Source organism: Rhodanobacter sp. FW510-R10, from assembly GCF_058781105.1.
This window is the reverse complement of the sequence record NZ_JBYSWL010000001.1, coordinates 1,912,242-1,924,158: the sequence shown is the minus strand read 5'-3', so window position 1 is coordinate 1,924,158 and position 11,917 is coordinate 1,912,242. Positions and strand designations below refer to the sequence as shown.

The following is an 11,917-nucleotide window of genomic DNA, read 5'->3' as shown; positions in this document are numbered from 1 at the left end:
CCAGCATTGTGCACCAATTCCTGCGGCGATGGCCCGGCGCGCCGCGCGTGACGTACCGACCTGGAAGGGCCCGGCACGGCCGGTGCCAGCGACAAGCGCCGCGCAAGCTGCTAAAACCAGGGGTGCTCCGATCCACTCCGCAGCGGCGGAGAGAAGGGCCGCCTGATGCATGTTGTGGGATGGCTAATGCGCGCCTGCCTGCTGGCAAGCAGCGGTGCGGCCATGGCACAAACGCTGCCGACCAAACCCGCGCCTGCCACCAGTATCGCGCTCGCGCAGGCCGAATGGCTGGCGCGCCAGATGCAGGCCGCACACAAGTCCGACGACATCATGCGCGAAGCCGACAAGCGCAAGGGCACGCTGGCCAAGTACGAGGTCATGCGTGACGCCTATCGCACGGCAACCGACCCGGCTTTCACGCTGATCTTCAGCCAGTATCTGAGCTGGTATCAGACCTTCGTCGGCGATTACCTTGCCGCTGCCCGGACGTTTTCCATCAAGGAGCTGTTGCAGCCGGGCGATCATCCTTCACCGCTGGCCAACCCTGACTACAGTCCGCGTCCGGCCCTGGACGCGATTGCCCGCCTGGCCAGCAATTACCAGATCGTCTACCTCAATGAGGCGCACAACGTGCCTCTCACGCGCACGTTGACCGTGCAGTTGCTGGGCAAATTGCGCGCCGAAGGCTTCACCCACCTCGGTATGGAGACGCTTTACCAGAGCGACACCAGTCTGCAGTCGCGCGGCTACCCGATGGCAGACAGCGGCTTTTACACCCGCGAACCGATCGATGGGGAAATAGTGCGTACAGCGCTGAAGCTGGGCTTCAAGGTGTTTGGCTATGAGGCCTTGTCGGACGCCACCGGCGATGCGCGCGAAGCCGAGCAGGCGCGCAACATCCACGAGACGGTCTTCAAACACGACCCGCAAGCGCGCCTGGTGGTGGTGGCCGGCTACGCCCATATCCAGAAAACCGGCGTGTACCTGGATGGCTCCTCCATGGCCAAACACCTGCACCAGCTGACCGGTATCGACGGCCTCGCGGTGGAGCAGACGATGATGATCCCGCATGCCAAACGCTCCGACGACCACCCCTATTACCGCGCGATCTGGCAGACCGTGAACCCGCGTATCCTGATCGAAGCCGAAGACAACGAGGAGACCGGGTACTCGGTGCGCTACCACGTGCTGCGTACCGCCGTGCCCATGGTCTACCTGAGCCGGACCGGGCAACCCTGGACCTTGCGCGACGGCTATGACGTCAGCGTCATCTTCCCGCCACAGGAAACCCGCGACGGTCGGCCAACCTGGTTGACCCTGGGCGGACTGCGGCGAACCTATTTCATCAGTGGTGCGCGCTGCCGGCAGCAGTTCCCATGCCTGGTCGAAGCGCGTTACGCCGACGAAGGCGCGGATGCGATCCCTGCTGACCTTATCGTGCTCGACCCCTTGTCGCCGAATTCAAACGTGCTTGGCCTGGTGCGCATGGGCGGCGACGTGCCCGATGCCGAGCTTTACCTGCGGCCCGGCACCTACGACCTGCGTTATACCGGCGACAATGGCCTGCTGTTGTACAGGCAAACCATCCACGTGGCAGCCGACGGCAGCGACGATTCTGCGGCGCCCACACCAGAGGCGCCGGCCACGGCCAACCCGGCGTCGGCATCGTCCAGCCGACCACGACGTTGACACCGGCAACCAATCGCTTCGTCCGTCTGGACGGATATATTGTTCAGTGCGGCTTGACTTGGCTTAGCAATATATTTACTTTCGGCAGCGGCCCGAACGAAACTTAATCCTGCACGCCGCACTCTCGGCCGACACGACAGGATTGGCAACGCCCGGTGAAATCGAGTCCGGCCTGCAACGCGGACCCTGCCAGCACGCAGGGACACGCTGAACCCCGACCCGTTTGAAAGTATTTGCTGCCAAATCATGGGGCGAAACGTATGGGCGGAACGATGTCGCAGCTGACGACCACGTTCGAGCGCAGATTGCGCCTCCCGGCCGGCATCGGGCTCAAGAACACGCCCTTCAAGCTCGCCACCGAACCCATCCGCCACGGGCCGCAGGCTCTTTCCGCCAGCTGGCGTCGTCGCTTACCACGCGGCAAACACCACCCGTCGACCTGACTACAGCCTCCAGATTCAAGCGGGTCCCGCACGCTTCCCAACGCGTCCACCGTGACCGTCGGGGCCCGCAAACAAAACCCGCCCTTCCCTTCGCCACATCAGCAGGAGCACACCATGTTGATCAACATTTCACGCCGCCGCCTCACCCTGGCCGTTTCGGCCGCCTTGATGGCCGGTATGTCGATCGGCGCAAGTCAGGCATTTGCGCAGGACACCAGCGCACCGCAAGCGAGTGCGCAAACCGCCGTCCAATTGCAGGCGGTCGAAGTCACCGGCTCACGCATCAAGGGCGCCGATATGGCCACCCAAGTGCCTACGGTGACGATCACCTCCAGCGAGCTGGAAAAAACCGGTATCACCAATATCGGCGACATCCTGCAGCAACTGTCGTCATCCGGCGCCGGCCTGAACACCAAGTTCAACTCCAGCGGCAACTTCGGTGCACCGCCGGGAGGCAATGGCATCGGCGCCGGATCCTCGACGCTGGACCTGCGCAACCTCGGTTCCAACCGCGTCCTGATCCTGGTCGACGGCGTGCGTTGGGTGAATGAGAGTTCCGGCTCCGGCGTGTCCGGCGCGGTGGACATGAACACGATCCCCGCCGGCATCATCGACCATATCGAAATCCTGCAGGACGGCGCTTCGGCCCTGTATGGTTCGGACGCCATCGCCGGCGTGGTGAACATCATCACCAAGAAGTCCCAGAACGGGGGCTCGGTCGACACCTATTACGGCAATTACAACAATCTCGGCGGCGCACCGACCACCACCACCAACTTCTCCTATGGCACCAAGACCGACCGCGCGGAATTCTTCTTCAACGTCAGCCACCTCAAACAGGACGGCATGTTCGCGAAGGAATGGCCCCAATCCAGCCTGTGCGTGCCAGGGATTCCAGCCTCCGACCTGTCCGAGTGCAGCTCGACATCTCCGGGCGGCAGCATCACCCTGATCGACCCGGAGACGGGTGCCCGCCACAAGGTGATCACCAATGACGGGGTGACCGGCACCGCCTCCTATCCCAACGACTTCCACAAGTTCACCAGCGATGACCGCTACAACTACGCCACGCACAACCTGCTGCTGACGCCTAGCAAGCGCAGCTCGGTGTTTGCCAGCTTCATCTACAACGTGACCGACAACATGAAGTGGTACGCGCGCGCCTTGTACAACAACCGCAAGTCGCAAAACATCGCCGCGCCGGTGCCCGTGGTATTTGGCGCGGACGCCGGCTCGGAAACCTTTACCGACCACATCAACATCGATGCCACCAACCCGTACAACCCGTTTGGCCGCACCATGGTGGCGGGCGTCGATTACGGCCTGATCCAGAAGCGCCTCGTCGAGAGCGGCAACCGCACGTTCCTGCAGGACGTCGACACCACGTATTTCACCACGGGCCTGCAAGGCCATTTCGATGTCGGGCAGAAGAGCCTGTTCTGGGACGTGAATTACGCCAACGGCATCAACAAGGCCAGCTCCTCGTTCGTCCAGGGCGCCATCGACATGCGCAAGCTGGCGCGGGCGCTGGGGCCAGTCGCCGACTGCACGGACACCTGCGTGCCACTGAACCTGTTCGGCGTGAACAGCGTCACCCCGGACATGCTCAAATACATCCAGTACGACGCCGTCGACCGCAGCCAGAACAAGATCCAACTGTTCACCGCGAACCTGTCTGGCGAGATATTCGACCTGCCAGCCGGCCCCTTCAGCTTTGCCGCCGGCGGCGAGCATCGCAAATACAGCGGCTATTTCATCCCCAATCCGCTGACGGTCGCGGGCGACGACGGCAGCATTCCGGTGCCGCCGACCACGGGCAGCTATTCGATCAGCGAGGGCTACCTCGAACTGCATGTGCCGGTATTGGCTGACGTCCCCTTCTTCAAGGCGCTGGATGTGTCGGCGGCAACGCGCTATTCGAATTACTCGAACTTTGGAGGCACGACCAACAGCAAGCTGGGCGTGCGTTGGCAGGTGGTCAACGACCTGACCTTGCGCAGCACCGTCGCCCTGGGTTTCCGCGCCCCTGCCCTGGGCGAGTTGTATGCCCCGCCCTCGGGCTTCGCCGCCACCTTGCTGGATCCCTGCACCGAGCCGGTGGCCAGTGCACAGATCGCGGCAAACTGCCGGGCGCTCGGCGTGCCTGCCGGCTTCCAGCAAAACAACACCCAGATCGGCGTGAATACCGGTGGCAACGCGAACCTCAAGCCGGAAACCTCGCACAGCGTGACGGCGGGCGCGGTGTACAGCCCGAGCTGGATCACCGGCATGGGCTGGGCCGACCGCTTCGACATCAGCTTGAACTACTACAAGATCAAGATCACCAATGCGATTGCGGCGCTCGATTCACAGACCGTGCTCAACAACTGCGTGGCCAGCGGCGTCGCCACGTCCGAGTTCTGCAAGGACATCCACCGCACGCCCAGCGGCGACATCGGCCTGTGGAACAACTTCCTGCGCAACATCGGCTTCGTCAACACCAGCGGCTGGGACTTCGGCATCAACTGGCGTAGCCCCGCCACCAGCGTCGGCGTGTTCACGGCGGACTGGGTAAGCACCTACACCGCCAAGTACGAGGAAGGCCAGGCCGATACCATCCAGCCGCGGTCGGTCGGCCTGGAGTTGAAGGACAGCGCCATCCCACGGATCAAATCGACGCTGCGCCTGGGCTGGAGCCGCGAAGCCTGGACCGTGAACACGACGTTCCGCTATATCAGCAGCCTGAACGAGGATTGCGCCAATGCAGTCGGCTACCCGATCTGCACCGAGCCAAACCTGATTACCCCGACCCGTCCGACCGGCACGCACCCCATGTCGGCCGTGGTGTACCAGGACCTGCGTGCAAGCTGGAAACTGCCGGTCAGTCTGGACCTGACGCTGAGCGCCGGTATCAACAACTTGTGGAACAAGGCGCCGCCAATCTGCATTTCGTGCACCTTGAACGGCTACGACGCGTCCACGTATGACCTGCCCAGCCGCTTCACCTACGTGCAGGCCCGCTTGAACTTCTAAGCTGGACCCGGCAAGCGGACATCAACCACCCCGGCCCGCGTTGGCAGCCTCATCGCCGCCAACGTGCGCCGGGCATTGGTTGCAGCGCGACAGGCAGGACAAGGCCGGACGCGGAGCTGGCCATCCCAACCTGTTGCAATGGCGGACGACGTGCCATCATCGCGTCTTCACGTTTCGCCTGACTCTATCCGCAGCAAACAAGGGGCCCCTCATGCGTACGCGCTTACGATTCCTGTTGGCAGCCGTTCTGGTATCCGTCGTCGGCATCGCGACTGCCACGCCAACGACCGGCCAGGACGAATACACCACGACCTACGCACGGGCATCGGGGCAAGCCATCGACCAGGCCTATACCGACCTGATCAACAAATACACCACCGAGCCGCAGTTCAACTCGCCGCTGACCAATTACTTGCCGGCATCCTCGACGGTGCCGACACCATTGAAAGTGTTGGGCCACATTGCCGGCGCACCGAACTACCTGCCTTATTCGGCGGACGTCTACAAGTATTTCCGCGCGTTGGCGGCCGCCAGCCCGCGGGTGAAGGTCTTTTCCATTGGCAAGACCGAGGAAGGCCGCGAGATGATCGCGGTGGCCGTGGCCGACGAGAAATTGATCGCCGACCTCGACGCCAACAAGGCGCGCCTGGCCAAGCTGGCCGACCCTCGCAGCATCGGCATGAACGATGCCACCGCCGATGAGCTCATCGCCCAATCCACGCCGGTCTATTACATTACCGGCACGATCCACTCGCCGGAGACCGGTGCGCCAACCGCGCTGATGGAACTGGCCTACCGCCTGGCCGTGGACGATGCGCCCTACATCCAGCACATCCGCTCACACGTCATCACCCTGATCACGCCAGTCGTGGAAGTGGACGGCCGCGACCGCCAGGTCGACCGCTACAACTGGCACCTCGCCAATCCCGGCAAGAACTATCCGCCACTGCTGTATTGGGGCCATTACGTCGCGCATGACAACAATCGCGATGCCATGGGCATGACGCTCGCCCTCACGCGCAACGTGGCCGACACCTTCATCGGCTGGCACGCGCAGGTACTGCACGACCTGCATGAATCCGTACCATTCCTCTACGACAACAGCGTCGGCGACGGTCCGTACAACGCCTGGGTCGACCCGATCCTCAATGGCGAATGGCAGCAGATAGGCTGGAACAACGTGCAGCAGCTGACCAAGTTCGGCATGCCCGGCGTGTTCACCCACGGCGACTTCGACACCTGGAGCCCGGGCTACCTGATGTTCATCGCCGCGATGCACAACGGCATCAGCCGTCTGTACGAGACGTTCGGCAATGACGGTGCCGACACGGTCAAGCGCATCCTCGACCCGGAGGATTATGCGCGCACTTGGTACAAGCCGAACCCGCCCTTGCCCGAAGTGATGTGGTCACAGCGCAACAACAACAACTACGAGCAGAGTGGCCTGCTCACCACGCTCAACTATTTCTCCAACAACACCACGCTGTTCCTGAAGAATTTCTACCTGAAGAGCAAGCGCTCGATCGAGAAGCCGCAGCTGGCCGGCCCCGCCGCCTACATCTTCCCGGCCGACGGCAAGCGCCCAGGCTCACGCGCGCTGTTGCTGCAGGTCCTGCAGCGCCAGCACGTGGAAATCAGCCGCACCACTGCGCCGGTGACGGTGGCGGTGACCGTGCCGAACGGGCCCAGCGAGAACCAAAAGCCGAACGCGACGGTCTCGCGCACGTTTGCCGCCGGCAGCTACGTGGTGCGCATGGACCAGCCGTTCTCGCGCATCGCCGACGCGCTGCTCGACCGTCAGTACTGGTCGCCCGAAGACCCGCAAAAGCACCCGTATGACGACACCAGCTGGTCCATGGGTGATCTCTTCGACGTCGACGTGGCCCGGGTTGCCGACCAGGCAATCCTGAAGGCGCCGATGCAGCCGCTGGCTGGACCGGTCGATGTGCCGCAGGGCCTGGCCGCGATCGACATGCAGCCAACGGCGAAGCTGCCGCGCATCGCCATCCTGCACACCTGGATCAGCACACAGACCGAAGGCTGGTGGCGCATGGCGCTCGACCAGCTGAAAGTGCCGTTCACCTACATCAGCACCCAGGATCTGGCGCGCGAGCCGAACCTGCGCGGCAAGTACGACGTCATCCTGTTCGGGCCGGTGGGTCGTGCGAGCACGCAGCAAATCATCGACGGCATGCCGATGTGGGGCAACCCGATGCCGTGGCAGACCACCAAGCTCACGCCAAACATCGGGCGCATCGACAGCACCGACGACATCCGGCCCGGGATGGGCGAAACCGGCCTGGCCAACCTCAAGCGCTTCGTGCACGACGGCGGCCTGCTGATCACCTCCGAGGACACCGCCAAGTTCGCGATTGACACCGGTATGGCGCCTGGCGTCTTCGTCACCCCGACCAGCAAGCTGAAAGTAGTCGGCAGCGTGCTGCAAGCGAAATTCGCCGACCGCAACAGCCCGATCGCCGCCGGCTACACCAGCGATGACCTCGCGCTGTACAGCGCCAGGGGCCAGTCCTTCATGATCTCCAACCTGGTCACCGGCAATCGTGGGCTGGCCACCTTGAAGGATTACGATCGCCCAACCGGGCGCGGCGGCCCGTATGACCAGGACACGCCCGAAGGCCGCGTTCCCGCGCCGGCACCTGTATTGCCCGACGTAAAGCCTTGGCAGGCCGTCCCGTTGAACGAGGAGCAGCAGCGAGGCAACGGCTTTGGCATGCCGAACCGCGTGATTCCGGACGGCCAGAAGCCGCGCGTCATCCTGCACTATGCCGACGCCAAGCACCTGCTGGTCTCCGGCCTGCTCGACCACGGCGAAGAGATGGCCGAGCGTGCCGCGGTGGTGGACGCCCGCTACGGCAAGGGCCACGTCCTGCTGTTCTCCAGCAACCCGATCTGGCGCGGCGAAACGATCGGCAGCTATCCGCTGGTGTTCAACGCCATCGTCAACTTCGACAAGCTGGACAGCGCGGGCAAGGGCCGCTGAGCCGCACCTGACAAGAGCGCGCCACCAGCATTCCGGTGGCGCGAGCCAAGACTGCGCAGCGATGGGCGCGGCCCTGTGCAAGCATGGCAATTGGCGGGCGAAAGCGCGCCGGAACCCACCACCCTCCTTCAGCCCGGCCCGTCCATCACGCCGCGGGAATCGATGGTGGCGTGCCCTTGGGCTTGCTCCCGAGGACCTGCACCAGCGGGCTGATCAAATCCAGCGGCAACGGGAACACGATAGTGGAAGCCTTGCCGCTGTTGCCCAGGTCCGCCATGGTCTGCAGGTAGCGCAGCTGCAGCGCCTGCGGCTCCTGGGACAACAGGCCAGCGGCATCACGCAGCTTCTCGGCCGCCTGGTATTCACCCTCGGCGTGGATCACCTTCGCCCGCCGCTCGCGCTCGGCCTCGGCCTGGCGCGCAATGGCCCGCACCATGGTCTCGTTGAGGTCCACATCCTTGATCTCCACGTTCATGATCTTGATGCCCCAGGGATCGGTCGCCTCGTCGAGCGTGGTCTGCAAGGTATGGTTGATTGAATCGCGCTGGGCCAGGATCTCGTCCAGCTCGTGCTGACCGAGCACGGAACGCAGCCTGGTCTGCGCCAACTGGCTGGTCGCCTGGTAGAACTCGGCCACTTCCAGCACCGACTTCTCCGGCTCGATCACGCGGAAATACACCACTGCATTGACGCGCACGGACACGTTGTCCAGGGAAATGATGTCCTGCGGCGGCACGTCCATCACCGTCACCCGCAAGTCGACGCGCAACATGCGTTGCACTCCCGGGAACAGCGGCACCAGGCCGGGTCCCTTGGTGGAGGTGTAACGGCCAAGCGTAAGGATCACCCCGCGTTCGTATTCGGGCAGGATCTTGATCGCCGAAAACAACAGCAAGATGAGAACGATGATGATGACGCCGAAGAATCCAAACATGTCACTCTCCTGTCAGAAGTTTCACGGCGACGGTGACCGCGACCACGGCGCCACATGCAGCAGCAGCCCCTCACGGCGCGTCACCCGCACCTTGGCATGCTGCGGCAGCGCGGTGTCGCTGTACACGCGCCAGCGCTCGCCGCGTACCATCATCCAGGACTCGCCGCCGGCGTCCACCGCCTCGAGCAGTTCCCCTGTTTCCGTCAGCATGCCCTCGTCGCCAGTGACCACCCGCGAGCGTCGCGAGCGCAACACCAGCCACACGATAAGTCCGAGCAGCACCGCCGCGCTCAAGGCAATGGCAGCGATCACGCCCACGTTCACGGCATATCCCGGCACTCCGGTATTCATCAACATCACCGATCCCACCACGAAAGAAACGACCCCGCCCAGGCCAAGCAGGCCAATGCTTGGATTGATTGCTTCTGCCACCAGCAAACCGATGCCCAGTGCCATCAGCGCCAGCCCCGCATAGTTGACCGGCAGCAACTGCAACGCATACAGCCCGACCAACAGGCAGATGCCACCCGCCACGCCGGGGAAGATTGCGCCTGGATGCAGCGCCTCCAAGCCTATGCCAAAGATCCCGGCCAGCAGCAACAGGTAGGCAATCGTCGGCGTGGTGATGACACCGAGGAAGCGCGTACGCGCGCCCGGCGCGTAGTCACGCACACTGGCCCCCGCCAGCTCCAGGGTGACCTTGCGCCCGGCAACCTCGATCACACGGCCATCCGCCTGGGCCAACAGGTCGGCCACGTCGCGGGCCACGAAATCAACCACGTGCTTGTTCAGCGCCTCGCTCGCCGTCAGCGTCGCGGCGCCACGCACCGCCTGCTCCGCCCAGGCCGCATTGCGCCCGCGCAATTGGGCCAGCGAGCGGATGTAGGCAATTGCATCGTTGAGCACCTTGTGTTCTTCCGCGTCACCACCCGCGCCGGCGGGCGCCGGTGGCGCCGCCGAGCCCGTATTTGCCGGCTTGCCGAGCGCGGGCACAGGCGCTGGTGGAACCGGCAGCGGCAGCGGCGTGCTGCCACCAAGCGATACTGGCGTCGCGGCGCCGAGATGCGTACCCGGTGCCATGGCCGCCACTTGCGCGGCATACAAGATATAGGTGCCGGCCGAAGCGGCACGCGCGCCACCAGGCGCCACATAACCAAGGATCGGCACGTCGCTGGCCAACATGCGCGAAATGATCTGGCGCATCGATTCAGACAGGCCGCCTGGCGTATCCAGGCGCAAGACCACGGCGGTGGCGCCATCGCGCTTGGCCCGCGTCATTGCATCGTCGAAATACTCGGCGGCGGCGGGCCCGATGGGACCGTCCAGGCTGATCTCGGCCACCAGCGGCGCCGGCGCCGGGGTGTCCGGCCATGCTGCGCCGAAAACCAGGGCGGCGGCTGACACCAGGCAAAGCCCGCCGAGCGCCTTTGCAAGCCAACGTGCCATTCCCGCCTCCTGACGACGCGCCGTGGGCTCCACTGTAGCGCGAACCACACTCCTGGACCGGCTGGCCACGTCATCAGGCCGCCTGCCCGTGTCCTGCCGTGCGCTTGCGGTGACGCAGATGAACGACCAGGTTGTAGCCCGAAACGAACACCGGGAAGAAGTTGGAGATGATGCCGATCGAATCGTTCTTGCCAACCACGAAATACGCCAGCAGCATCACGCTGCCGGCAACCGACAACCACCAGAACGCCAGCGGCATCACGACCTGTCCGAGCTTGCGCGTGTAATACAACTGCACGAACCAGCGGCTGGTGAAGAGCAGCGAACCGAGCAGGCCGACCACCTTCCACGGGGTAAGCTCGAAATTCTGCAAGGCATGCAGGATGAGGAAGAACTGGTTGCTGAGGTAGTCCATGGTCGGTCACGCGGGCGTTGGCAGAGGTGCGAGTTTACCAAGCAGCGTATCGGCGCCCCGGCCCATGACATGGCGCATGCGTCCATCCCACGACGCGTCAATCCGCCGCGTGGGCGGCCGCGAATTGACCCCACTGGCACACTCCACCTAAAATTGCCCGCTTGCACTGGGCGGTTAGCTCAGCGGTAGAGCACTGCCTTCACACGGCAGTTGTCGCAGGTTCGATCCCTGCACCGCCCACCAATGTCTCCATGACTGAAGGCCATCCATTCGGGTGGCCTTCGCTCTTTGCGTGGGCACGCGGATCGATCCGCCCGCAATGGAGCGCTTTTTTTGGCGGAATATTGACGCAATCCGTCAGTCAATGGTCCCAGCGACGTCATTCGCGTCACCCCACCCCGCCCAAATCCGTCCATGGAGCTGGCTCATTGCAGGACAGGAGTGCGTTTTCGCCGGCAAACGCCGGAATACATGCGTCATGGCGTAAATCTTGCTTGACTGACCGACGCACATCACGGGCAGCCGGACAAGACAAGCATGGACATGAATATCGATGCCGAGCAAGTCGAGCGCGTATTAAGTTGCCTTGCGCAGTTGCGGCACGACCGCGACCGCAACCCGAATGAAGTGAATGTGCTGGACCGCGTCAAGCCGGCCTGGGTGCGGATGGACACTTGGGACGCTGTCCTCGATGACCTCGAAGCGCAGCGTTACCGGGAACTGGAACGTGCGCATCCGCGGGCGCGCCCGCGACTGCAACTGGTGCGTGGCTGACACGCGTCCCGCTTCTCCCGCCGGAAACCACTCGCCCCGGCGTTGACTGCCAGTTCCTCCTGCCTGCATCCCACTCAACTGCGGGACGTGGGGAACGCTGGATTGCGGCCACCTCCGCCCTCGAGTCGGGGAGCGCGTGCGCGCTGATGTAGGTCATGGTGGCCAATGGCGGCCATGTTAGCCTGCAGCCATCGATCGGCACG

At 63.8% G+C, this 11,917-nt stretch carries 8 protein-coding genes and 1 tRNA gene; 6 read left to right on the top strand and 3 right to left on the bottom strand.

Features of this window, described 5'->3' with window-relative positions; genetic code table 11:
* The first annotated feature begins 186 nt into the window (after positions 1–186).
* The 4 genes from AC3WJB_RS08405 (at position 187) to AC3WJB_RS08390 (ending at position 8,145) form a co-directional block, all read left to right on the top strand.
* Positions 187–1,689: a hypothetical protein gene (locus AC3WJB_RS08405; protein WP_492680534.1), complete on the top strand. Its 1,503-nt coding sequence runs from the start codon at positions 187–189 to the stop codon at positions 1,687–1,689.
* A 272-nt stretch (positions 1,690–1,961) separates the two neighbouring features.
* Entirely contained in the window at positions 1,962–2,132 is a 171-nt protein-coding gene (locus tag AC3WJB_RS08400) for a hypothetical protein (protein WP_492680532.1), read from the top strand.
* Positions 2,133–2,246: 114 nt separating this feature from the next.
* Entirely contained in the window at positions 2,247–5,144 is a 2,898-nt protein-coding gene (locus tag AC3WJB_RS08395) for a TonB-dependent receptor plug domain-containing protein (RefSeq protein ID WP_492680530.1), read from the top strand.
* Positions 5,145–5,355: 211 nt separating this feature from the next.
* Positions 5,356–8,145 (top strand): M14 family zinc carboxypeptidase, encoded by a 2,790-nt coding sequence (locus AC3WJB_RS08390; RefSeq protein WP_492680528.1) that lies wholly within the window; start codon positions 5,356–5,358, stop codon positions 8,143–8,145.
* A gap of 145 nt (positions 8,146–8,290) precedes the next feature.
* Here AC3WJB_RS08390 and AC3WJB_RS08385 read toward each other — a convergent pair whose 3' ends face one another.
* The 3 genes from AC3WJB_RS08385 to AC3WJB_RS08375 form a co-directional block, all read right to left on the bottom strand.
* A complete protein-coding gene (locus AC3WJB_RS08385) occupies positions 8,291–9,079 on the bottom strand; it encodes a slipin family protein (RefSeq protein ID WP_492680526.1) in 789 nt (262 codons plus the stop codon).
* 21 nt (positions 9,080–9,100) lie between these two features.
* A complete protein-coding gene (locus AC3WJB_RS08380) occupies positions 9,101–10,525 on the bottom strand; it encodes an NfeD family protein (protein WP_492680524.1) in 1,425 nt (474 codons plus the stop codon).
* Between the two features lie 73 nt (positions 10,526–10,598).
* Positions 10,599–10,940: a lipid-A-disaccharide synthase N-terminal domain-containing protein gene (locus tag AC3WJB_RS08375; RefSeq protein WP_492680522.1), complete on the bottom strand. Its 342-nt coding sequence runs from the start codon at positions 10,938–10,940 to the stop codon at positions 10,599–10,601.
* Between the two features lie 168 nt (positions 10,941–11,108).
* Here AC3WJB_RS08375 and AC3WJB_RS08370 point away from each other — a divergent pair.
* Positions 11,109–11,183 (top strand) — tRNA-Val (locus AC3WJB_RS08370).
* A 294-nt stretch (positions 11,184–11,477) separates the two neighbouring features.
* Positions 11,478–11,714 (top strand): hypothetical protein, encoded by a 237-nt coding sequence (locus AC3WJB_RS08365; RefSeq protein WP_492680520.1) that lies wholly within the window; start codon positions 11,478–11,480, stop codon positions 11,712–11,714.
* Positions 11,715–11,917: the final 203 nt, after the last annotated feature.